The following is a 24,373-nucleotide window of genomic DNA, read 5'->3' as shown; positions in this document are numbered from 1 at the left end:
AAAAGATATTTTCTTCATTGTTAATTGGGTTTGATATCCCAATTATTTGTTAAATAATCAGCAAAAAAAATGCGATACCTAAAGTATCGCATTTTTATCAAACTAAGGTGAACAATTAGAAGTTAATTGTTGTACCTAGGTAGTAGTTAGTACCAACATAGTGATACAAGGTAGTATCAGTATTTGAATCATCGTAATCTGTGTAGTATGGCGGCTCTTCATCTGTAAAGTTATCAATACCAAAGCGGATTGTAACATTATCATTCATGTGATATGAACCACTGATGTTATGTGATGCAAATGCGTCAGCATAGTTATCTGAATTACCCGCAGCAACGTCTGCTCTATCTGCAGCATCAGCATAGAATAAAGAAGATGTTTCTAACTTATCAACCCACATTACGTTGTAACTAATTGACCAGTTATCACCAAGTACTTGTGCGCCAAAGTTCACTTTAAGCTTTGGAATAGAACCTGAACCACTTGAAGCAGCGCCAACAGTATCAATTGGATCTTCACCTTCAAAAGCAACAGTAGACCATTCATCAATTTGTGAAGCATCTAAGCTTAATTTCCAATCTAAATTATACGCTTCAAACTTGTACTGTACGTTATAATCAATACCGTTAACAACCCATGTTGAAAGGTTATCAGAAGTTGCTGGTGTACCGTCAAAATCACCTACATTGTTACGTACAACGCCATTACAGAATGAGTTAGAACCACCTACGCCACCTTCAGCACCGGCAGAGTAACACTTGTCTAAACGTGTGCCAACACCAATTGAACTTACAACATTGTCGATTTCAATATTGTAGTAATCAATAGTAAAACTTAGACCTTCTACTGGTTCAACAACTAAACCTACAGTGAAAGTGTCAGCAGTTTCTGGACCTAACTCTGGGTTACCACCTGTTACAGCACGTAATTGACCGTTACCTTGGTCCCAAGAACCGTCACCTGGGATTAAGCCAGCAGAGACATCTTTAGCACAAGCACCAGCATATGCTGAACTAGCATCTGCACCGCCAACACCCTTACAAGGATCATTGTAGTTAGTGTAGCTATCAGATTGACCGCCAAACAACTCACCTACAGAAGGTGCACGGAATGCTGTTGATAGAACTGAACGAAGCATGACCATATCGTTCATTCTCCAAGTTAAACCTAACTTGTAAGTATCATCTGAACCGAAAGTATCATAATCAAATGCACGCATTGCGACTTCTAAATCAACTTGTTCAGCAAATGGTACACCAGATAATAATGGCACAATCATTTCGAAGTACATTTCATCAACCGAGTACTCACCAGCAGTAGGTTGTACAGCATTACCAGCACCGATTCCTGCAGCAGTAAATGCATCAGGTTGATTGAATGCTGACTCTTCACGATGTTCAACACCTACTGCAAAACCAACAATACCTGCTGGTAATGTAAATAAATCACCAGACACTGCAGCACCTAAATGATGCATTTCAGTACCAGATGTCCCTTGATCCGTATAACGAATGTAGTCAGCATCTGTTGCACTTACTGCACCTAAGCCCATGTAATTAATACAAGGATTCGCTGCGTCATTTCCTTGAACAGAATAGTTATCATGAGTACCTGTAACTGTTACACCTTCACAGTTTTGTTCTACAGATCTGTTCATCTTATCCATGTTGATATAGTTTTTAGACTTATCAATAGCCGTATTACGACCATAGGTATAGAAAACATCCCAAGAATAATCGCCAATCATACCTTCAAGACCAGTAGTCAGTTGAAGAGTATTAACTTCTTGTTCAAAAATTCGAGGACCAACTTCTTGCATACGACGTAAAGGATACGATAAAACGTCTTCACCTGGAGTAGCAAGAGTTGGGTAAAGCCCCATAAATGGATAAACTTCAGGATTTTGAGAAGGCATCCAGTCTTTACCATTCGCGCCATAACCATAATATACAGGCTGTGGAGCCATTTGCTGTACAGAACTACGATTAGTATAATAAGCTTCAGAAAAGAAGCTTACGTTATCAGAGATTTCGTAATTACCAAGCACTGAAATGTTATAACGTGTTGCTGGTGTTGATAGGTAAGACAATGCAGAGTAGTTATAACGGTCATTATTATCACCGGCATTTACCCATGGGTGCATACCTTCTGGTGTAGAAGTGCCATTTCCGCCTGGTTCAAACTGATAACGTGAAAAATCACGTCCATCATACATATTCATACCTAATGAGAAAGAAGAACCGCCACAGTATTTATATGGACCATCACCGTCATCAGTTTCCCAAATTGGACACTCAGAATAGCCACGAGCAGCTTGACGTACAGAACCACGGTCATAATAGCCTAAGTTAACAACTATGTTACCTTTATCGCTTGAAAGACCGATTGTTGTACTTAATGCAGACTCTTCGCCATCACCTTCAGAAGTTTCTGAGTAAGTTGCGTCAAACTCAATACCTTCAAAGTCATTTCGCATGATAATGTTAACAACACCAGCGATGGCGTCTGAACCATAAATTGCAGAAGCACCATCTTTTAATACTTCAATACGTTTTACTGCTGACATTGGAATTGTATTTAAATCAACACGAGCAGAAGCACCAGTACCTGAAGCAACAGCACGACGACCATTGATCAACACTAATGTACGGTTAGAACCTAACCCACGTAAGTTTACTGTCGCATTACCGTTACCGCCATTGTTCACAGCAGCAGTTAAGCCACCTGATTGAGCAGTTAAGTTTTGAAGTGCATCAGCAACGTTAGTGATACCCTGGATTTTCATATCTTCAGTAGTGATTACACTTACTGGAGAAGCGTTTTCTAGGTCAGTACGTTTAATACGAGAACCTGTAACCTGGATACGCTCTACTTTTTCAACTTCTGCTTCGTCTGCTTCTGCTGAAAATGCAGGTGCTGAAATTGCCGCAGCTGCTCCTGCACCAAACATCATGGCGATGCGCACTGCTTTAGCGACTTTGCTATTGTTGTACATAAATACTCCCTGGATCACTTTCGTGAGACTAGTGTTTAAATTCAAGACTATGTTGCCTTGTTGAATTATTTTTGGTCAGATACCTGACCTATCGGTTAAGATATTAAACTTAATATTGTTAATAGGTCAACACAAACAATTACATTTGAATTACTTTTATAAGAAGTCGCAGTGAAATTAAACAAAAAATACTTTATAAACAATTAGATAAAGAGTATCTCTTCACGTGGAAACTTACAAAAATAAACATCAACAGATCGCAGTAACCTTGTTCACTATAAAAATTAAGCCAAATGCGACAGCATATTAAATTTTAATAATTTTGTTAAGGGAGCCAACATTTAAAAGAATAACGTTTTGGAAGGTATAAAAGAATAATCAGGGAATAATAAAAAAATGATTAAAATGACTTAATAACAGACACGCTCATGTAGACAAAATGAAAAAATTTCATAAATTTATGCTTAGCTGAGCGCAGACGATGATAGTGTTGATTAGGTGTTTTTATATTTAAAGTTTTTTATATTTAAATTTATGGCAGAGAAAAAATTATTAGTGCCAAAGCTTCTACATGCATATTCAAAGTGTATTAGTTATATATAAGCTATGTATAATTGCTACACAATAGCCAAAAACTGACTACACACTTAGCAAATTGAAAAAATAAATCGCTATTAAATTCAAGTCCTACAGCACTCAAATTATCAGCAAATTTTATACGCAATAAATTCTATGGTTATTGATGCTAGTGGTGTAAAGCCTAACATTACTAACTTCGAGCTTTCTCCTCGCGTTAACTTGGATACCAATAAGTTTGACGTGGTCAACCAAATTCAGTCAACCTAGTTAAGCAACCATTTCTAATTCTCTACCCACTGATTCAAAAACGTTAGGACTTTGATAATCCAGATATGAATGAAGTCGGTGGCTGTTGTACCACATGGTTATGTAGTTCAGTACATCTTGCTGTGCGGCATAACGTGTTTCATAATTACGCCAATGAACACGCTCTTGCTTCAAGCTCCCGCAGAAACTTTCGGCAACGGCATTATCCCAGCAACACCCACTTTTACTCATACTGCCAACCAACCCACGAGACTTGGGTAATCGACGATATTGATGACTGGCATACTGAACCCCCTGATCTGAATGAACTATCAACCCTGCTTTGGGTTGTCGTTGCCAAATAGCCATTGTTAATGCATCACAAACAAGCTGCGCTTTCATTCTTGATCCCATGCTCCAACCCACGATTTTTCGTGAATATAAGTCAATCACGACACATAAATATAACCAACCTTCTGATGTCCAAACATAGGTGATATCAACTACCCACGCTTTATTAGGTGCTTCAACAGCAAAGTTTTGCTTTAGCTCATTTTGATAAATGGGTTTGTTATGCTCGCTGTTGCCTTGTATTTCTTTTTATAACGAACCCAAACGTTCGCTTCTTTCATGAGCTGAGCCGTCTTACGTCGACTAACCGGAAGGCTTAATGTATTGAGTACTTTTTTAATCCGCCTAGCGCCATAAGTATGGTCACTGAATTTAGCAATATCTTTGATCAACGCCATCATTTCTTGATGTGTTGGATCATAGCGGCACTTACTTTACGCTTTTGAAAGCTATAGAAATTATTACTTTTAACACCCAGTACGTGGCACATGACTACCACAGGCCAGATCTTCTTATGTTGGGCAATGAACGAATATTTTACTTTGTTTCTTTGGCAAAGAAGACCGTCGCTTTTTTTAGGATTTCACGCTCTATTTCTAAACGCTTTACTTGAGCTTTTAGGTTACGGATTTCTGCTTGCTCAGGTGTTAATTTCCCGTTGCCACGAAAAGCGTGACCATCCTCATTGTCAGCTTCTTTGATCCAACGACCCAGCATATTAGGATTAACCCCTAAGTTTCTTGAGGCTTCTGCCTGGCTATAGTTTTGTTCAACGACTAAAGCGATAGCATCAAGTTTGAATTCTTTTGAATATTTTTTACGTTTTGTCATTTTCGATCTCCAATTAAAATTATTATCTCTTAACTAGGTAGTCGAATCCATTAGACCACGTCACTTCAGCCTGACTTATTCAAGTTATGCACTTATTATTTGAATCTAGGACTTTTATTGCCACACATCATCTAATATTAAATTAAAAAAAAAGTGACCAACAAATGTTGGTCACTTTTCAATTGATTAGTACTGAATTAAAACTAGATAAAATATAATCTTAATTTTTGATTAATCAAACGAGTAAGAAGCACTTAAGAATACACGTGGGCCAATAACATCATATGTTTCTGGGAAGGTGTTAGCTTGTTGTTGTGAATCACCTAAAGCAGTAGGCTCTTCGTCAAATACGTTTTTAACACCGAAGTTCATGTTTAAGTTATCGCTAAATACGTAAGAAGCACTTAAATCAACATATACTGCAGGATCAATTTCAGAAACAATTAAGTCACTACGTAATACTGGGTCATCACCTAACAGTTGATCATCATCAGTTGTACCAATATAGCGAACCAATGCAGATAATGTTAAGTCGCCATTTGTCCAGTTAACACGAGTGTTAGCTTGGAACTCAGGTTGTGGATTACCACATGTAGCACCGTAGGAACCCGCACATTCATTGATTTTATCTAAACCAACAACTGGAACTACGTCAGAGGTATCAAGGAACGTTGAACGAAATTGAATGTTCAAGTCTGAACCGCTATCAAACAAACCAAAATCTAGTTCAGTGTTATAAGTAACGTTAAAATCAACACCGCTTGTTTCAATTGATGCAATGTTTGCATTCAATGATTTAACAAGGCTAACGTTACCGTCTGAACGACGAGTAATATTTTGACAAGTTTCATCAGCCGCATCTTTTACAACGTTATAACAAACATCAAGTGTATTATTTACACCGTATAGAGAGATAGCATCTTCAATTTCAATTTTAAAGTAATCAATAGTGAAATCTAAACCTTCCATTGGTTGAACAACAACACCAACAGTAAAGGTATCAGACGTTTCTTCTTGCAGTTCTGAGTTACCGCCAAATGAACCTTCAATTTGTGTATTAGCTTGTTCGAATACACCAATTTGGTCAGCCGCAACACCATCAGCAAGACAAAGTGCATCACTTGTTATACCCGCTTTATAACCATCAACAGCACATGGATCAACCGCACCAGGGAAGCCTGCAGATGAACCTAAGAATAACTCAGAAACATTTGGAGCACGTACTGCTGATTGGAAACCAACACGTGTGCTAATCCAATCAGTAGGCGCCCAGTTCAAGGCCGCAGCAAATGATGATACACGACCGATGTTAGAGTAATCAGCAAAACGTGCTGCACCCCATAAACTTAATTCTTCAGCAAATTCTTTACCGCTAAGCAGTGGTAAAGAGAATTCGGTAAAAATCTCATCAGAAGCATATGAACCCACTGTTGCTTCACCAGCATTAAAACCTAATACATCACCTGCTGATAAGAATTCATCCGGACGGAAAGTTGATCCATCTTGACGTTTCTCATAACCAAATACCATACCCACTGATTCAGTTGCACCAGGAAAAGTAAAGGGTAATGCACCCGATACTGTTGCCATAAACACTTCTTGTTTAAGTGTAATAACGTTAGTTGCACCAATATTTATAAAATCTATAGCAGCATCAGAAATGTTACCTTCACCAAAAATATTCAGTGGTGCGCAGCCCGCTGAAGTATCTTGACACGCTGTACCCGCGTCATTCACTAAAAGAGCTTGTTTAAAACGTGAAGCGGCAACATCATTATTTAGTAGCGTTGATTGATCCATTTGTGAACGACTGTAATAAACATCGTAAGACCAGTCATCGTTAAAGTAACCATCAATACCCACTAAGATACGCATTGCATCACGTGTATCGATAGATTGGCGTGAGCCATTTTCTACCATACGACGACCAACAAACATTTCATAGTTACCCGCGTCGTTTAATGCTGATTCAAGGAAATCATCTGACTCATCAGTTGGAGTTCCATTATCATTTGTTTGTTGTGCATTTAAGAAGGCGTCTTGAACGTCAGCACCAAAAAATGCACTGTTAGGATTTACTTCGATAGTAGTAAATGCTGGTGTTGGTGCTAGCTCTTGCGGCACCTCATTACGAATAAAGGAAAGTTCAGTGTAGATACGAGTCTCGTCATTAATGTAAAAATGAGAGAATGCGTTCATGGTTAAACGCTCTTGTGGTAACTGTAAGAAGTTATCTGGTGCATAGTTAAAACGGTCGGCAAGCGTGAATGTGTTACCTGAGCCATCTGGATTGAATCGGCCTAAACTTGAGCCTGCGTTTGGACCAATATTAAGCGTTGGACCACCAAATACACGCGTACCAGGAATACCAGAAGAGCCACCTGGAACTAATTCGCCATCGCCTTCAGTTAACGCAACACTTGCAAAATCACGGTCGCCTTGGAATAACGATTCACGTTTAGAGTAACCCACATAAAGTACCGCATTACCACGGTCATCAGCAAAATTACCACCCATAGTTAAATCTAAGTTAAACTTCTCAGCATCGCCTTCAGTCGTAACGTCATACAAGGTTGAAATTTCAACACCTTCAAAATCATCTTTTAATTTAAAGTTAACAACACCACCGATTGCATCAGAACCGTATACCGCAGAAGCACCACCCGTAATGATTTCAACATTTTCAATTAAAGAAGCTGGAATAGTATTTAAATCAACAACGCCTGATTGGTTAGCAGGAACCCAACGACGTCCGTTCACCATAACTAACGTACGGGAAGTACCTAAACCACGTAAATCAACGGTCGCAGTACCATCACCTGGATTGTTTGAGCTAGGACCAAACGAAGGTAAAGTAGAAGGTAACTCAGCAAGTTTTTGCTCAATGTTAAGGTTACCTGAAATTGCAAATTCTTGAGCGCTGATTTCGATGATAGGTGTTACAGCTGTTAATTCAGAACGTCGAATACGTGAACCAGTTACCTGGATGCGTTCAACGCCTTTTTCTTCTGCTGCTACTTCTTCAGCAAATGCCATAGCACCTGGTGCCGCTAAAATAGTTGTTGTTGCGCCGGCTACAAGAGCTAAGCGAACAGCCTTAGTAAGCTTGTTACTTTGATACATTGATGTACTCCCTGGACCACTTTCGTGATATTAGTGTTTAAATTCAAGGCTATTTTGCCTGTTTTTGAATTATTATTGCTCTTTTGGTTGTAAAACCTAATTTGCTCTTTTGGTCGTAAACCTGATATGTCAGCTAAGACATCGAACTCAATACTGTAATATTTAAGTTAACAGGTCAATACAATGTTGTTGCAATTTAGTTACTAGGTCAATACAAAGGGTTACGTTTGTTGACTTTAGATTAAGTAAATAAGTGAAAACAGCAAAATACCTGCACAATACTGACTAAAAAAATAAAATGTCATCCCGAGTGAAACTTACATAAATAAACACTAATACATCACAACAACCTAGTTCAACATTATAATTAAACCATATAAAACAATTAATAACGTTCAATTATAATATCTAATGAAGAACTGGATTTAAAAAAATAAAAAAATTTGGACGATATAAAAAATAACCCGTCAATTAAGATAAACCAATAATTACAATAAGTTAACAATAAATTAAACCTACGTAAACAAAACAGAACGTTTAACTACTTATTGTTAACATTTATTTTATCAATGAGCCCAAGTAATACTGAGGAACTATTGTATTACTCGTTATTTTAAGAGGGATATTGGTATTTAAGGTTATAAAAAAGCCTAAGTTATTAGTACCACCACTCATTAATTACATATTCAAAATATCTAAGTTAGGTTTAATTAGTACACATTAATTGAAAAATGATTTCACACCTGAAAATTGCAAAATAAAGGGCAATCAAATAAAGCTTTCACTGTGGTATAGTTAGCGCTAAATTTTATACGCAATAAATTCTATGATTATTGATCCCGTCCTAGACATGAGTTTATGGATAACCTTATGTAGTGTCGGCTTTGTTGCAGGGCTAATTGATGCCATCGCCGGTGGCGGCGGAATGCTAACGGTACCAACATTACTAACGTCAGGCTTGCCACCACATGTTGCCTTGGGTACCAATAAGCTTGCTGCGTCTTTTGGTTCATTCACCGCATCATTTGCCTTCTATCGTAAAAGGCTCTTTAGCCCTAGATATTGGCGATTTGCTATTATTGCTACTGCCATTGGTGCTGTTTTAGGCACCATAATGGTTAATTTTTTATCCGTCGAATTTTTAGATAAGTACATCCCAGTACTCATAGTAATGACCGCGATATATACCTTACTTTCAAGCTCAGTCATTAGTGACATACATGGTTTGCCGTTAAAAACCATGTCGATTAAGTTCAAGCAAGTTGTGCAAGGCTTAATACTTGGATTTTATGATGGGTTTGCAGGCCCAGGTACAGGCGCATTTTGGGTAAGCTCGTCTAGTGCAATATATAAGATCGATATTCTTTTAAGTTCTGGCTTAGCCCGCTCAACCAATTTTGTCAGTAACTTTTTTAGCTTATTAACCTTTATCTATCTTGGCCATGTTAACTTTGTCTTAGGCATTTCTATGGGAATATTTATGATGCTAGGTGCGTGGGTAGGCGCTCATTGGGCGATTAAATTTGGTAGTAAGTTTATCCGCCCAGTATTTATTACTGTGGTCATTTTAATGTCTGTTAACTTAGGCTACCAAGCTTGGCTAAGCTAAGAAAGGTTACTTATGCAAAGTGCAATTAATAAAATTCACGCCATTCTCGATCAACTTGACGAGCAAGCTCTGCAAGTTGATCAACAAAATAAGCATTCTAAATCGCATAAAATAATTCAAGAAAATGATATTTTTTCTGAAGCATTATTCCTCACCCATAGCGATCTGTTCCACCCTTATATTGTTGAAGTAAAAAATAAAACCAATGAATTGTCTCGATTACTATCCGCTAACAAGAATGCACTTGCGCACAGCCGCTTGCTCATACTAGAACAGCAAATATCGGCGTTGCGTAACGCATTGAATTCAAATAGTGCGCTACATAAAGAGCCAACTCAAAGGCTTGTTGCCATAAAAGCCCGTCGTTATAAAAAAGCGGCTCAAGCGGTAATGCAATCGAGTCACAACTTACATAAAAAACTCAATGAAACCTTCGAGTTTGAACGCCGATTAGTAGAAATGATCCAAGTGCGTGAACGACAAGGCCACGACACATCAGTGACACAAGCAAAGCAATTTACTGAAGAAATTCTTGCGCTGCACCAACGTCTTGGTCGATGTCGTCAAGCCATATCTAAATTAGAGCGTGAAATAGCCCAAGCTGAAAAATTTTAACTAATAGCTTACTGCCATTAACTTTTTTGATGAAAATCAGTCTAAAAACATAAAAAAAGTTGGTATTTTCATTGCGCTAGCATTACGCTTGAAAATATAGTCATTTAATGAAGCGGCGCCTACATGAAAATTTCTGATGATATTCACAACTACTATGAAAAATTAGTGGATCAGCACTTTGCTACGTTAAAATTAGAAGAAAGCTATAATGCTGAGTTTATAGCAGATTTGGTTTGCGTGGTGTTAAACCAATTACCCACCCGCTACATCCGTCATGAAGTTGATATGGCCTTTTATTTACCCGCATCTGAACGTTGTGAAATGGAAAACAATGTCAAATTAGCGGTAGCAAAAGCATTAGAATTTATGAAAGCACATACTTAATATGTTAATGAATAAATGATGGAATTCGACCAAATCAGGGCTAGCGCTAAAAACTAAATAATTAAATCAACTGGGTAAAGCCTTTGAATATTCCAGAGCTTCCTAATAATCATGCCTTAGCTGTTTTATTGATAACCGTATTGGCATTGTATTTATTTCGTCGAGAAGATACTCCCTTAGAAACCTCCTCACTTGCTGTGATAGCAATTTTAAGTGTGATGTTTACTGTTTTTCCATTTTATAGCGATGGCAAACACTTTGAGCCAAGCTCTTTATTCTTTGGTTTTGGCCATGAGGCTTTGGTTACCGTGTGTTCCTTGATGATTATTGGTCATGGCATTGTGCGCACCGGGGCCCTGGAGCCTATTGGCCGATACCTGGCTAAGTTATGGAAAATAAGTCCCGCACTATCTTTATTGATCACACTTATTTTAGCGGGCGGGTTAAGTGCCTTTATTAACAATACCCCTGTGGTAGTTTTATTACTGCCTATTTTGATCAGCGTGTCGTTACGCACTAAAACAGACTCATCACCCATGTTGTTACCTATGGGGTTAGCCACCTTAGTCGGCGGAATGGCAACAACGATAGGCACCTCAACAAACCTACTCGTGGTTAGTATTGCAAGAAATATGGGCGCAGCTGAATTTGGGCTATTTGACTTTGCTAAACCGGCACTAATGGCTTCAGTCGTTGCTGTACTCTACTTATGGCTAATTGCGCCAAAACTTTTACCCCGTAGATCACCATCAATGCCTGATACGTCGCCACGTATATTTAGTGCTTACCTCAATATAAACGAAAACAGTCTTGTTAACGAAAAAACCATTACCGAAATAATTGCCTTAACCGATGGCCAAATAAAAATAGAGAGTATCCAGCGAGGGCCCGAAAATCGAAATATTATCCCTTTACCCGATACTTTGCTTGTTGTTGGCGACCGATTAAAGGTTCATGACTACCCCGATCGTCTAAAAGAATATGAAACCGTATTAGGAGCCACTTTATTTTCTGGCTTACATAAAGTTGACGACGAACATCCATTAAAAGCTGAAAAACAAACCTTGGCTGAAATTGTCATCATCGCTGGCTCTGGTCTTGAAGGTCGCACCTTACAACAGGCCAATTTCATTCGTAAACATGCCATAACGGTAGTGGCATTGCACAGAGCAGGTAAAGCCATGGACATTGGTGCTAATGGCATAGGAAACAGTCGCTTGCAGATTGGTGATGTATTACTTGTGCAAGGAGAAACCGAGCAAATAAGTTTATTAAAATCCAAAACAGGTCTGTTAATAATCGATGGGGCAGAGTCATTGCCACAAACAAAAAAAGCGCCATTGGCTTTAGGCACATTACTCGCCGTGGTGGTTTCGTCGGCACTGGGTATTTTACCCATTGAAATTAGTTCAGTATGTGGGGTGCTGATACTGTTGGTGACTAAATGCTTAGATTGGCAAGAAGCTGCATCTGCGCTTAGTACCCAAGTTATTTTAATTGTTGCCGCATCCTTAGCTTTAGGCTCTGCAATGATGATAACCGGAGGCGCAGAATATATAGCCCAGGTTTTTGTCGCCTTATCTTTTGGTTTACCACCAGGCGGAATTTTAGCCGCGTTAATGTTGTTATTAGCCATATTAACTAATATTATTTCTAACAATGCTGCAGCCGTTATTGGTACACCTATTGCTATTTCAGTGGCTAGCCAGTTAAACCTTTCACCTGAGCCATTTATCTTAGCGGTATTATTCGGTGCTAACTTGAGTTATGCCACACCTATGGCTTATAAAACTAACTTATTAGTGATGAATGCCGGTGGCTATAAATTTTCTGACTTTATGCGTATTGGTATTCCCTTGATTCTACTGATGTGGGTAACACTCTCTCTGCTATTAAATTGGTTGTATTTATAATCTGGGTGAGAATTAAGCATAGGTTTACGCCAAGTTTGCCTTTGATTAATACTTTACCTCACAAGGTAACTTTATAGCCCTGTTTTCCTTTGCTTTGAATACCATTAATTGCAGCTAAAATTTCTTCTTATTGGCTGTAAAAACATAAAAACCTTCTCTCTTACACTGAGCGCCTAGTCAGTTCCAAAGAGACTAATAGCGATTGTCATCAAAACTATCGTGAAAATAAAGAGGAATAATTAATAAGAAATTTAAGTGACTAGCATGCAACATGTAAGCTAAAAGTGATCGGCATCGATGTTATTCAGTGATAGGACTCAATGGTAAAATACACACATTATCACTGGCTGTATTTGCAATATAAGTCAATGTTGCTATTTAATTCTTTACGAAAATGTATAACCCTAGTATTTTTATCAGTATAGACTGATCGAGAAACTATCTGTTTTATCTATTATTTTTCGCTAAAACGTCATCATGTAAATACTTTTCTTATGTTTTCACTCATATAATAAAGGATTAAATTTTATAACTTTAACTACTCTTATCGTCACCTAGAGATCTCATTATTTCCTCAATTAAGGCATAACTTTCATAAAACGTCTAAGCTTATCTTGGGCTCTTACCACCCAACGAGGAGCCCCTTCCCCTATCCCTGCCACTTGAATATTTGGATGCATCTTCATCACTGAAGCTATTGCCATTTCTTGTTCAGGGTCGACATCAACAAACAAAATATACTTACCTTCATGCAACATTTCCTTAAACTGTACAAAATTGATATTAGGTGTTTGAATGCCGATAAGGCCGCCCTCCCAAGTACAAAAACCAAGTATAATAATAGACAAGAAAATAAAGGGTATCCAACCCACAGTAGATGCTGTCCAGCCCATAGCATATGAAATCAAGAGAGTGATAATAGCGCCAATAACGCCATAAATAGCACCAATTTTTGTTGAATGGACAACATCTTGTTTCAATACGGACTCTACTGCATGTAAATCATGGGTTTCAACCTCAGTATCATTTTCACTCAGCACATGAATTTGTGAATCAGTAAAACCGTGTGACTTGAGATCTTTTTCAACTTTTTCAACTTCATCAATTTCGGCTGTAACGTAAAAGTGTCTGATCATAATTTTTTCCACCTAGAATAGGATGTATAAATTTGCTATTTTCAGCTAGCGTATAACGAATGAAAAACAGGCTAAACCCCACAACTAAGCCTACTACGTTTTGAAGTATAGCAGCGATTTTTAAAAGACCATCTGGCAGTGAAGATAAAAATATTTAAGCTTTGTGTTGGCAATAAATTTGTTAAGGTCTTGTTTGGGAACATAGGTTTTTAACGCTAGGATGTTAATCTTCTTGTCGTCAATTTTTTTATACTAATTTAATTAAGTGATCAGCTTTTTTATGAGGGAGAATGGATAAATATAAAGCATTAAATTTAGTCAGTAGTTGTTCACCTTAGCAATTTTATAACGACGGTGTTGTTCATTTTAACCATCAAAAATGAGCAGATAATTAAGCAACTTGGTATTACTTCCATTCAACTGCCGTCACTATCTCCTAATTACTATTGGGCTAGGTCTAGAGCATTTTGCAGTATTCATTTTTTAAGTCATCAAATTTAGTTAATTACCATTTCTGAGGACTTGTCTGATGGAGTAGTCTGAAAGGATCGCCTGTTGGTATCAAAAATTTAAGGAATTTTGACAAGGAATAACGTTTCCATTAGCGTCCACTTTGCTATTGGGGCAATTCTGGATCAAGAGTTCTACTACGGCGCAAGGTAATTTTGTTGCAATCTGGCCTGTCATCACAGATAAATTTTGGCGTAATTTTGATGAGTAATACAGTGCTTAACGAGATGATAGTATGTTGTGTTGGTGCGGATGGTGCGGAGAGAGAAAAAATATATAATCGCTGATAACTAATTGAAGCTGCTTTTTCTAAGCTATGCTTAATAATGTACAAACAGGGTTATTTCGATAAAAGAATACCATTACAAGATTACAAATGAGTGGTTATAACTGACTTCGTTATTGCACCAATTGTAGCAGTTACGCTTTCTTGTGTAAGTCATTGATAAAAAATATTGGTGGCAACCCTAATAGCCACACTCCGGCACATGAGTCGTCTGCTGCGGTTGCTTCCTTCCGGACCTGGCCGAGTTCACAGAGTATCATTGCGGAGGGACCAAAAGGGTCACCATAGAGGCGCTAAAAAGAATATCTTCTAACACGCCGCGAATTATGGCTAATCAATGGCTTGGTTGCAAGCGCTAGTTACTAAATTCAGACTGCTTGCAGATTTTTTGCACAAACATCAGTGAAAACTTGCTTAAATTCGATTAACGCTTGATTTATATCGTTCGTTATAACGACTGCAGGATGAAGTCGCACTTCCTTTTTAATCAAATCAAAACTTAAGAGTAGCACTAGCACATTCGCTTGCTTGGCAATATGCAAAAAACCAGTTCTCCACTCGATGTGTTTTGCTGGGAGTTCCTTCCGGTGCTATCGCTAAAATAAATTGCTTATTATCTTTAAATTTTCAACTATGTGGTCTACAAGACTTTAGTTATGGTTATGTTCAACACCAATGCCACCAATGGCTGTCAATAACGACTTTATTGGCCAGTGATAGATACTGCCCTTAGCGAGAAATCACTGCTTAATATTTAATGAAAAAATAATCGCTATGCCAACACCTCGCCAAATTTAAGGGCTGAGGGGCCACGAAAATAATAAACTTTTCATGTTGTGGCAACGCTGCAGTAATTTTCAAACCACAGCGCACCACTGCTTGACTGGCGAATCATCTTACAAGAGCATAATCGCGGGTTGTTATACACGCAGGTAATCTTCGTTTGATTGACTGATTCATTTAATACTTAGCCAGTACTTAACGCGATCTTGCTAGCTTTTCGTTAATTTCTAACAACACTGACTTGATAACCAGTAAGTTTTCTTTACCTAGTCTTAGCAATAGTTTTTCTGCGTCATCTAAAGACTCTAGCGACGGATCTTTATATTTATACATAACGCTAAGGCGCTCTAACTCAGGCTCGTTTTTAGGAATTTCCATATCTAAAACCTTGGTTATAGCATTGTGCAATACTTCGGTAAAATCTTGTTCAGGGTAACCTAACTCACCATAAGCTTGATCAATTAACGGCTTTAGTTCAACGTACCATTTAACTAGCGTTTCGCTGTCCATTGAGCGAAGAAGATCAACGTAGTTGCTAAAACGACGAGTGCTACTTTCATCCCACTGCAATTTAATGCCCTTGTCTGTAGGTTCTTCTAGCGCAGTAAATTTTTCACTAGGTGTAATTAATGGGGTGTGCTCATAAGCTAAGGTACCTTGGCTGAAATTATCAGTAAATACCACAAACCGGCGGATTATATCTTCTGTAACGACCAGTTTCAGTAATTCTTTGCGCCAAGTTAACGTTGGTAATTTAGTGCTAAACCAAGTGTCACTTTCGTCCAATGTGGGTAATAAAATTTCAGGCTCAAGCTCAATAATGTCTTCTTCGACCTGCTCTGTCGTCATTTCTGGTTCAATTAACTCAGGCGTAATTTCTGGCTCAAGCACGGGTGTTTGAACCGGTGCAACGGCAGTAGTAGCAACGGTATCATTACTGTTTTTTTCATCTGCTGCAATCACGTAGAAATAGATAACCAAGGCAATGACAATAGCAATAATTACTGCAATAATGGCCCAAGGAGTTTGTTTTTGTTCAGTATTTTTAGTTGACATAATAACCTTAAATTTATGTAATACCCATTGTATTAATGAATTGGTTTAAGTAATGGCATAGTAAGTAATAAATTTTTAATAACATTGCACCTTACTGTGCATCCGCCTGATTCTCAGGCAAAGCGGCAATAAAGGCCGCATGTTGATTACAATTTTCAGCCACCCGACAAATATTTGGAAATTCACTCATATCAAGATTAAATCGATAGGCGTTATATACTTGAGGCACTAAGCAAATATCAGCCATAGTAATGATATCGCCAAAACAATATTTTCCTGAGTTTACTTTTAACTGCTGCTCTACAGCCACAAAACCTACATTCATCCAATGATGACTCCAGGTAAGTTTATCACTTTCTTGTAGTGAAAAATGATTAACTAGGTATTGTTGTACGCGTAAATTATTAACCGGATGCATTTCACAGGCAATATCAAGCGCAAACGCCTTTACTTTTGCTTTAGCCACAATATTTTCAGGATAAATAGCCTCCGACGGATATTTATCATCTAGGTACTCAACAATTGCAATCGACTGATGCAAAATAACATCTTCATCAATCAAGGTGGGAACTAAATGTGTTGAGTTTAATTCAGTGTAAGCTTTTTTATGCTGCTCGCCACCGTCTTTAACTAGATGCACAGGAACTGATTCAAACGCCAGCCCCTTTAAGTGCATAGCAATTCTTACTCTATACGCAGCAGATGAACGCCAGTAACCATATAATTTCATATCTAATACTCAAATAACTTTTGCAGTAAAACCAATATCGGCATGTTAACGTTAAATTTTAACAGTTTTTTTATTAATATCGTAGTCACGTAATTTGTTGGCAATGGCGGTGTGACTCAGTCCTAATTTTTTGGCTAATTGTCGCGTACTTGGATAAGCAGGATAAAGTTTACGCAATAAATCGGCTTCAAAATTTTTCACTGCCGCATCCAAAGTACCTTCAAAATCTTGCTCAAGGTAACCATGCTCGCGCGTATACGCAGGTAAATGCAGGTGCGAGGTTGTAATGATATTGCCATCAATTAAGGATACAGCTCTAATCAGCACATTTTCTAGTTGTCTAACATTACCAGGCCAAGGATAGTGTTCAATAAACTCAAGACATTCTTTATCGAAAGAAACATGGGTCTTGCCAACACGTTGACCAAATTTAGCGACAAAAAGTTCCGCTAAAGGTACAATATCTGAACGTCGCTCACGCAACGATGGAATATTAAGCCCCAAAACATTTAAACGATAATATAAGTTTTCTCTAAACTCTCCAAGAGAAACCATATTAAGTAAGTCGCGATTGGTTGAACCTATAATACGGACATTAACTTTGATTTCTTTTTCGTCATCAATGCGTCTAAAAGTGCCATCTTGAATGACCCGCAGCACCTTAGTTTGTAACTTGGCTGACATCTCGCCTACTTCATCGAAAAATACAGTGCCGCCGTCCGCTGATTCGAATATACCTTTTTTACTTTTTGCTTCTCCAGCGGCGCCAGAGCCAAATAACTCTGTTTCCGCGGCATCGTCAGGTAATGCTGCACAACTTAAGGTCATAAAAGGCTTATCCTTGCGATCACTGGCCGCGTGACAAGCGCGAGCTAATAACTCCTTACCTGATCCTGTTTCACCCACAATTAACATAGAAGAGTCGAGCAAGGCCATACGCTTTGCTTCGCGTATCAATTTACGCATTGAACTGCTATTAGACTGGATGCCGTTAAAATCGTTTTCATTGGCTTTTTTAAAGGCACTAATTTGTTGACCTAATCTCGCTTCTGATTTTAATATCAGTACTGCACCCGCAAGTACTTGCCTGCCATCACCTTCAGCAATGTGAATAGGGATGATATCTGCAACAAAGTCACCTTCTTGAAATTTAACACGGCGAGTTTGGGCCAGCACTTCTGCACTGCCCAACCAGCGGGTAAAATTAAAACCTTTAAGCCATTGTCCAACATACTCACCAATAATATGCTCAAGCGAGCTACACATTATTTGCGCAGCAATATTATTAACCACACGAATTTGGCCATTATTATCAATCGAGATAAAAGGGTCTGGAAAGGTTTTAACTAAGGTTTCAAATTCATTTCTTTCACGTTCAGATGGCATGTAAGGTGTTGTTTTAACATCGATGACGCCATCTATTAATCGCAATTGCGGCATGAAATTTTGCAGCTCTGAAAACTCTAAATCAGGGATGTTAATAAAAATTTTCCCTGGTTGTTTTAACTCGATCCCACGTAGGTCGATCCCACGTTCAACAAATATTGCTAATACACTTTGCGCAATACCAACTCGGTCCTTGCAACCAATTTCTAAACGCATTTAATAACCTCAAGCAAATCACAAAATCCAATATCACCATTGTAAACTATTTTTTACAATAAAAAAAAGCCCCCTTTAATAGGAGGCTTAGTATTAGTGTGTCGTATGAAGTTAAAGAAGCTGATCTGTTTTGGCCGCACAAATAAAGTCATTCTTATGCAGCCCTTTAATAGCATGGGTCCACCAAGTAACTTTTACTTTGCCCCACTCTAATAAAATGGCTGGATGATGAAATTCTTTTTCTGCTAATTCAGACACTTTATTTGCAAAAGCCCATGCTAGTTTATAGTTTTTAAATTTATAAACACGTTCTAGCATCATAATACCGTTATTCACTTCAGGTACCCAATCAGGTATTTGAGCCAATAAACTTGCTAATTCGTCATCGCTAACCTTTGGTGCATCTACTTGGCATGCTTCACATTGTTGATTTGATAATTCGCCGATCATAAAAATTCCTTTAACTTACTTTTGAAGTTGTTTTTAATTCAAATTTAGCTGGATGTAGACCTATTTTTTTCGCTTGTTCTACCAACGCCATAATATCTTCTACAGTTAGTTTTCGTACTTCATCGAGATCACTAATCTTGGTGAGCATAAAATAAACCGGTTGCAAAATATCAATGCGATATTGTGTCCGTAAAACATCTAAAACATCGAGTGGCTTTCTTTCAACATTTTTATCATGTAATGCATATTCTGTTTCAGTTGGAGAAGACAAAATACCACCACCATATACACGTAAACCTTTTGGGGTATCAAGTAAACCAAACTCTACGGTAAACCAATAAAGCCGAGCTAAAAACACACGGTCTTCCTTCGAAGCATTTAAACCCATCATGCCATAAGCTTGGGTATAATTAGCAAACGACGAATTAGTCAGTAAGGCACAGTGACCGTATATTTCATGAAATATATCGGGCTCTTGTAAATAGTCAAACTCTTCTTCGGAGCGAATGAAGGTCGCAACAGGAAATTTCTTTTCTGACAGTAAGCGGAAAAACTCACCAAAACCAATCAGTGCTGGCACGGGTTCACAGCTCCAACCCGTTTCTGCCCTTAATACCTCACTAACTTCTTCTAGTTGAGGAATACGATCAAGTGGCAGATTTAACTTACTTAAACCGGCGATAAATTCATCACATGCGGTGTTTTTTACTGTTGAAAGTTGTCGCGTAATTAACGCTTGCCAAATTTGATTTTCTGCTGCTGACCATGCAATGTTACCATGTTCATCTGCAACCTTAGAAACGTACTTACTCGCCTTCGCCATTCGTTTAACCTTACTGAGTGAATATCAATTTTTTTGTTAATTATATCTTGATATTTGGAACTACTTTAGTTGTCATAATCATAAGGCAACACTCATAGAAAAAGCACGGCTTTTACGGTGGTTATTTTTTAACCATATCAATAAAACTGTAAAATTTATGTTACATCTAAATATACAGTTAAAAAAATTATATTTATTTTCAGTGACTTGGCTAGCTCCTTTTCACCAGTGATTGCACTTGGCTGACAATCTGTTGACGAATATGCCCAAGCTTTGGCGCATCGTCGGTAAAGGGAATAGGTCGACATAAGTGCATGGCTTTGAGCCCCAATCGGGCGGTTAACATACCTGCACCTAGGCCTTGTGCCATACGCGCTGATAATTTTCCTAACAGCTCTGCGCCTAACAGATCTGCACCTAAATCAGCCACTAATTCACTTGCGCCTGCATAAGCCATGTTAATAATCACTTGTTTAATGAGTTTGACTCGGCTCCAGTAACTTAGTTTTAAACCATATAAAGCGGCTATTTTATTAACCAAACGTAAATTTCGCCATAACATCAGCAACATATCAATAATGGCAATCGGACTTAGGGCTACTAAAACCACTGACTCTGAGGAAAATTTTGCAATTTCTTTCAATGCTTTTTGATCCACTTGAGATAAAACGTTGCGAGCATATAACTGCATTATTTCCACATCGTTGTACTCTTCAAGGTTTAACTGCTGCCATGAGCTGTGATCAAATTCAGCTAGGTCAACCGGTAAACGCTGAGATATTTTATCACAAAGGCTGATGGCATCAATTTTGCCTTCTTCATTGATAATATCTTGTGCTTGTTGTTTAAGATTTTGCTGATATTTAAACTGCCTAAGCCCAGCAAATTCGCGCCACACACTACGGCCGCAAATAAGTGATAAACCAGCCAGTAAGATAGCGTACAAACTGGCGATTATCGGCGATTGACTAAAGCCATTAACAAAAAACTGTACCGCTTCAACCGCCACTAAAGTAACAAAAACCACCCCTAGTGTACGCCAAAGCCAGCTTGGTTTTTTGCTGGCAATAACGCTATTATCGTCAACCGTTTCTACTTGCTCATCACAAACCCAATCCTGCTCATTAACAATAATTTGCTGGGTGTTTTCTCTTGTTGGCTTATCGGCAACATCAACATCAAATAATATTTGTTGTTGATGTTTTTCTTTATTTTCTGTCATTTTAATTTATCTCCAAGCAAAAACTGCAACATTTGATCCATGCGAAGATGCGGTAAACATTCGTCACTACTAGCCGGTTCAATCGGCGAAAAAGCAATATAGTTAAAAGGTTGCTTTTGCCAATAATCAAGCGTTGGAATACTCGCCGGCACCGCACCAGGAAATAAGGTCATCATTTGGCCATTACTTAATTGACGACCTTTAATAACCGGAATATTTTGGCCTTGGTACAGGCTTTTGCCTACTTTGGTTGCTTTGACCGAGGCAATAGCGATTGTTTTCATTTTAATGGCATCAAAACTCAGCGCTCGCTTAGTTTGAAAAACTAGCTTGTTGAGCAAGGAAACTAAATTACCGTGTTGTTCAGGTGTAACATGGTCGGCCTTAGTGGCGGCAAAAAGTAATCGATCAATTTTAGGCGAAAATAAACGCGACAGTAAACTCGATTGCCCATATTGAAAGCTTTCCATGATCATTGCCATGGCATGTTGTAAATCTGCAAAACTTTCTGGGCCTTTATTTAATGGCGTTAAACAGTCAGCAAGCACAATTTGTCGATCAAAATTAATAAAATGCTCTTGATAAAAACGCCGCACTACACGCTCTTTATATTCAATAAATCGTGCGCGCAACATGCCGATATAACTGTCGTCTTTAGCATTTTGGTAGTCATTACTGTCAATATCGTCAAATCCGTTATAAGGAAAAAATTGCAATATTGGCGCATCTTTTAACTCACCGGGTAGAATAAAACGTCCTGGTTGAATAACAGACAAGCCAAGTTGATGACGAAAGAGTAACAGTAAGTCGGTATATTCTTGTGATAGTTGCGCTAAAACGGCTTCGTCAACAGTGGCAAAGGCATCAAACTCAGCCAGTTTATCGAGAAAGCCCTGTGCATGTTCACTTCTGGGAGCTTGCTTAAGGAGTTCTGTGGTCTGTTTCGACCATTGCTCAAATGTTAACGACAACATAGGTAAGTCAAGCAGCCACTCACCTGGATAGTCGGTAATATCAATATAGAGCGTTGCCGACTCCGTAGCATACTTTAATAACGAGTCTTTCGGTTGATAACGCACCGCTAAGCGTAGCTCGCTAATACCGTTAGTAGGTTTTGGCCATATTGGCGGCGACTGACACAAGGCTGATAGTGCCCCGTCATATTCAAATCTTGAAATATGAAGATGTTTTTGTGGCACGCGTTTAGCGGCAATGTAACGACCTTGATGGACCACATTAAAAAAGCTGAGCTGCGAATTATTACCTTCGTTGAGTAACTGATTCACTAAAGAGGTAATAAAAGCGGTTTTACCACTGCGGCTAAGTCCGGTTACAGCCAATGTGATATGTTGGTCGATAGAACGATTAACGATATCGCTAGCTTTTTGTTTTAACTTGTTTAACTGAGCTTTATTAATAAATGCCATACTTGAATGCTATCTTTTTATTTTCAATACGTTGAAGGTAGAATACTTGTCTTAACAATACTATTATTGCCTTAGATATTAGCGACTTTTACATTGAGATAACAGTGCTATAACGGCTTTATCATTAAGTTTACAACGATAAAAAAAGCGGCCTAGCCGCTTTTTTTTATAGTTGATTAATTTCTCGTGACACCGTAAATTCTGGTGAGGTGACATAGCGTTCAATCACTTGTAGTTCCAATTCTAATATCTTGAACTTGCGCCTAATATCCTGAAATGCTTGTTTAGGCGGCTCACCTGCTTGCCAGATTCGCGACTTCACTTTAATCGACTCGTTGGTAATGTCTTCATCAAACCCTTGTTGTTCTGGCGCTTGCTGCTTAGGCTGCTGCTGACCAGCCTGACCATGGCCAAAATGACCTCTTTGGGCGTTACGGTTAACATGGCCTACATTGGCGGGTTTTTTATCTAATATAAACCAAGCCGCAATATAGATAACAATAAACCATCCCATGCCTAACAACACACCAGAAACCACGAGTATACGCACCAACCATGATTCCCAGCCAAAGTAATCGGCAATACCGGCACAGACACCGGCTAACTTTCCTTGACTAGTATTTCGATATAACTCACCTCGGGATTTGCCAGTCATAATTTATTTCTCCACTCCGGTGTTTCAACATCCAAAATAGCTTCTAAGGTTTTTATTCTGTCAGCCATTTTATCGGCGAGTTCAGACAACTCAGTCAGTTGAATATACTCTTCTTCACTGAAACCCTGGCTAATTTGGCGTTTACTACGATAATGCAATATCAACCAAATAGGCGCTACGACGACCATGAATATAATTACTGGGGCTATGATAATCTCCTCCACGATTTTTCTCCTTTAATTGCACCTAATTAAGGCATATATTCTTAATCTATGATGATTTATTTTTAGTCTCTGATTTCATTTTAGCTTTTAATTGCGCTAATTCATCATCAACTTTTTCATCTGAAGCCAACTCTGAAATTTCATCAGCCAATGACTTGCTGCCCATATCGTAAGATTCGACTTGTGCTTCTATACCATCAATTTTACGCTCGTAGCGGTCAAAGCGGCTGAGTGCGTCATTAACCTTATCGCTGTCAATATTCTGTTTCACTTTTAGGCGTGAGTTCGCTGTTTTTTCGCGCATAATAATCGCTTTTTGACGCGACTTAGCATCGGCTAATTTGTCTTGCAACTGTGAAATTTCACTTTGCAATTTAGCAATATGGCTATCTACGCGGCTTAACTCTTCACGCAAAGCACAGGCGCTTTCAACACATTTTTTCTTTTCCATTAATGCTGCACGCGCTAAATCTTCGCGATCTTTACTTAATGCTAGCTCAGCTTTTTCTTGCCATTGTGATGCATCCGCTTCAAAGCGACTAGCTTGGCGTGCTAATTCTTTTTTATCTGCTAAAGTTTTTGCTGATGAAGAGCGCACTTCAACTAACGTGTCTTCCATTTCTTGTATGATTAAGCGCACCATTTTTGCAGGATCTTCTGCTTTGTCTAATAAGTTGTTAATATTAGAATTAATGATATCTGTAAACCTTGAAAAAATACCCATATTTACTTCCTCGTTCGAAAAGTGACTTAATTGTCTTAGGTTTTACTATTCACGTTCTGCGCCAAGTTTTTATAACACTATAATATATTGATTAATAAT

General features: G+C 38.4%; 17 protein-coding genes, 1 other RNA gene and 1 pseudogene. 4 read left to right on the top strand and 15 right to left on the bottom strand.

What is annotated here, in order from left to right; translation table 11 throughout:
• Positions 1-115: 115 nt before the first annotated feature.
• From H4J54_RS07210 to H4J54_RS07200, 3 genes and pseudogenes are all read right to left on the bottom strand, one after another.
• Positions 116-2,995, bottom strand: a complete 2,880-nt coding sequence (locus H4J54_RS07210) for a TonB-dependent receptor domain-containing protein (protein WP_182190222.1) — start codon at positions 2,993-2,995, stop codon at positions 116-118.
• Between the two features lie 846 nt (positions 2,996-3,841).
• A pseudogene (locus tag H4J54_RS07205) lies at positions 3,842-5,002 on the bottom strand (IS3 family transposase).
• 231 nt (positions 5,003-5,233) lie between these two features.
• A complete protein-coding gene (locus H4J54_RS07200; RefSeq protein ID WP_259367161.1) occupies positions 5,234-8,125 on the bottom strand; it encodes a TonB-dependent receptor domain-containing protein in 2,892 nt (963 codons plus the stop codon).
• A gap of 829 nt (positions 8,126-8,954) precedes the next feature.
• Here H4J54_RS07200 and H4J54_RS07195 point away from each other — a divergent pair.
• The 4 genes from H4J54_RS07195 to H4J54_RS07180 all read left to right on the top strand — a co-directional run bounded on the left by H4J54_RS07195 (position 8,955) and on the right by H4J54_RS07180 (position 12,646).
• Entirely contained in the window at positions 8,955-9,734 is a 780-nt protein-coding gene (locus H4J54_RS07195; protein WP_182190446.1) for a TSUP family transporter, read from the top strand.
• 12 nt (positions 9,735-9,746) lie between these two features.
• Positions 9,747-10,349 carry a primosomal replication protein PriC gene (gene priC, locus H4J54_RS07190; RefSeq protein WP_182190221.1) on the top strand — a complete coding sequence of 201 codons (603 nt, stop codon included), beginning with the start codon at positions 9,747-9,749 and terminating at the stop codon, positions 10,347-10,349.
• Between the two features lie 123 nt (positions 10,350-10,472).
• On the top strand, positions 10,473-10,733 hold the full coding sequence (locus H4J54_RS07185; RefSeq protein WP_182190220.1) for a late competence development ComFB family protein: 261 nt from the start codon (positions 10,473-10,475) through the stop codon (positions 10,731-10,733).
• 83 nt (positions 10,734-10,816) lie between these two features.
• Positions 10,817-12,646 carry an SLC13 family permease gene (locus tag H4J54_RS07180; RefSeq protein WP_182190219.1) on the top strand — a complete coding sequence of 610 codons (1,830 nt, stop codon included), beginning with the start codon at positions 10,817-10,819 and terminating at the stop codon, positions 12,644-12,646.
• Between the two features lie 578 nt (positions 12,647-13,224).
• Here the strand turns inward: H4J54_RS07180 and H4J54_RS07175 are convergent.
• The 12 genes from H4J54_RS07175 to pspA all read right to left on the bottom strand — a co-directional run bounded on the left by H4J54_RS07175 (position 13,225) and on the right by pspA (position 24,274).
• Positions 13,225-13,782 carry an NAD/FAD-utilizing enzyme gene (locus tag H4J54_RS07175; RefSeq protein WP_182190218.1) on the bottom strand — a complete coding sequence of 186 codons (558 nt, stop codon included), beginning with the start codon at positions 13,780-13,782 and terminating at the stop codon, positions 13,225-13,227.
• A gap of 975 nt (positions 13,783-14,757) precedes the next feature.
• Positions 14,758-14,854, bottom strand: an RNA gene (ffs, locus tag H4J54_RS07170) — signal recognition particle sRNA small type.
• 702 nt (positions 14,855-15,556) lie between these two features.
• On the bottom strand, positions 15,557-16,417 hold the full coding sequence (locus H4J54_RS07165) for a DUF3014 domain-containing protein (protein ID WP_182190217.1): 861 nt from the start codon (positions 16,415-16,417) through the stop codon (positions 15,557-15,559).
• A 91-nt stretch (positions 16,418-16,508) separates the two neighbouring features.
• Complete coding sequence (gene maiA, locus H4J54_RS07160; RefSeq protein WP_182190216.1) at positions 16,509-17,147, bottom strand: maleylacetoacetate isomerase; 639 nt, start codon at positions 17,145-17,147, stop codon at positions 16,509-16,511.
• A 51-nt stretch (positions 17,148-17,198) separates the two neighbouring features.
• Positions 17,199-18,749, bottom strand: coding sequence for a transcriptional regulator TyrR (tyrR, locus tag H4J54_RS07155; RefSeq protein ID WP_182190215.1), 1,551 nt, complete (start codon positions 18,747-18,749; stop codon positions 17,199-17,201).
• Positions 18,750-18,860: 111 nt separating this feature from the next.
• Positions 18,861-19,196 (bottom strand): 4a-hydroxytetrahydrobiopterin dehydratase, encoded by a 336-nt coding sequence (locus tag H4J54_RS07150; RefSeq protein WP_182190445.1) that lies wholly within the window; start codon positions 19,194-19,196, stop codon positions 18,861-18,863.
• A 13-nt stretch (positions 19,197-19,209) separates the two neighbouring features.
• Positions 19,210-20,022 (bottom strand): phenylalanine 4-monooxygenase, encoded by an 813-nt coding sequence (phhA, locus tag H4J54_RS07145; RefSeq protein ID WP_182190214.1) that lies wholly within the window; start codon positions 20,020-20,022, stop codon positions 19,210-19,212.
• A 211-nt stretch (positions 20,023-20,233) separates the two neighbouring features.
• On the bottom strand, positions 20,234-21,244 hold the full coding sequence (locus H4J54_RS07140; protein ID WP_182190213.1) for a YcjF family protein: 1,011 nt from the start codon (positions 21,242-21,244) through the stop codon (positions 20,234-20,236).
• Positions 21,241-22,671, bottom strand: a complete 1,431-nt coding sequence (locus H4J54_RS07135; protein ID WP_182190212.1) for a YcjX family protein — start codon at positions 22,669-22,671, stop codon at positions 21,241-21,243. The genes H4J54_RS07140 and H4J54_RS07135 overlap by 4 nt, the downstream gene beginning before the upstream one ends.
• 166 nt (positions 22,672-22,837) lie before the next feature.
• A complete protein-coding gene (pspC, locus tag H4J54_RS07130) occupies positions 22,838-23,326 on the bottom strand; it encodes an envelope stress response membrane protein PspC (protein WP_182190211.1) in 489 nt (162 codons plus the stop codon).
• Positions 23,323-23,550 carry an envelope stress response membrane protein PspB gene (gene pspB, locus H4J54_RS07125; protein ID WP_404851668.1) on the bottom strand — a complete coding sequence of 76 codons (228 nt, stop codon included), beginning with the start codon at positions 23,548-23,550 and terminating at the stop codon, positions 23,323-23,325. Before pspB ends, pspC begins: the two co-directional genes overlap by 4 nt.
• Positions 23,551-23,596: 46 nt before the next feature.
• On the bottom strand, positions 23,597-24,274 hold the full coding sequence (pspA, locus tag H4J54_RS07120) for a phage shock protein PspA (protein WP_182190210.1): 678 nt from the start codon (positions 24,272-24,274) through the stop codon (positions 23,597-23,599).
• Positions 24,275-24,373 lie beyond the last annotated feature (99 nt).

This window comes from Colwellia sp. MB3u-8 (genome assembly GCF_014076985.1).
Taxonomy (GTDB): domain Bacteria; phylum Pseudomonadota; class Gammaproteobacteria; order Enterobacterales; family Alteromonadaceae; genus Cognaticolwellia.
Note: the sequence above shows the minus strand (reverse complement) of the source record. Positions and strands in the feature narration are given on the sequence as shown.

What these genes read in the sequence shown, in the direction of transcription:
- H4J54_RS07210 (WP_182190222.1), bottom strand. Translation starts at nt 2,995, where the DNA reads ATGTACAACAATAGCAAAGTCGCTAAAGCAGTGCGCATCGCCATGATG.
- H4J54_RS07200 (WP_259367161.1), bottom strand. Translation starts at nt 8,125, where the DNA reads ATGTATCAAAGTAACAAGCTTACTAAGGCTGTTCGCTTAGCTCTTGTA.
- priC (WP_182190221.1), top strand. Translation starts at nt 9,747, where the DNA reads ATGCAAAGTGCAATTAATAAAATTCACGCCATTCTCGATCAACTTGAC.
- H4J54_RS07185 (WP_182190220.1), top strand. Translation starts at nt 10,473, where the DNA reads ATGAAAATTTCTGATGATATTCACAACTACTATGAAAAATTAGTGGAT.
- H4J54_RS07175 (WP_182190218.1), bottom strand. Translation starts at nt 13,782, where the DNA reads ATGATCAGACACTTTTACGTTACAGCCGAAATTGATGAAGTTGAAAAA.
- H4J54_RS07165 (WP_182190217.1), bottom strand. Translation starts at nt 16,417, where the DNA reads ATGTCAACTAAAAATACTGAACAAAAACAAACTCCTTGGGCCATTATT.
- maiA (WP_182190216.1), bottom strand. Translation starts at nt 17,147, where the DNA reads ATGAAATTATATGGTTACTGGCGTTCATCTGCTGCGTATAGAGTAAGA.
- tyrR (WP_182190215.1), bottom strand. Translation starts at nt 18,749, where the DNA reads ATGCGTTTAGAAATTGGTTGCAAGGACCGAGTTGGTATTGCGCAAAGT.
- phhA (WP_182190214.1), bottom strand. Translation starts at nt 20,022, where the DNA reads ATGGCGAAGGCGAGTAAGTACGTTTCTAAGGTTGCAGATGAACATGGT.
- H4J54_RS07140 (WP_182190213.1), bottom strand. Translation starts at nt 21,244, where the DNA reads ATGACAGAAAATAAAGAAAAACATCAACAACAAATATTATTTGATGTT.
- H4J54_RS07135 (WP_182190212.1), bottom strand. Translation starts at nt 22,671, where the DNA reads ATGGCATTTATTAATAAAGCTCAGTTAAACAAGTTAAAACAAAAAGCT.
- pspC (WP_182190211.1), bottom strand. Translation starts at nt 23,326, where the DNA reads ATGACTGGCAAATCCCGAGGTGAGTTATATCGAAATACTAGTCAAGGA.
- pspA (WP_182190210.1), bottom strand. Translation starts at nt 24,274, where the DNA reads ATGGGTATTTTTTCAAGGTTTACAGATATCATTAATTCTAATATTAAC.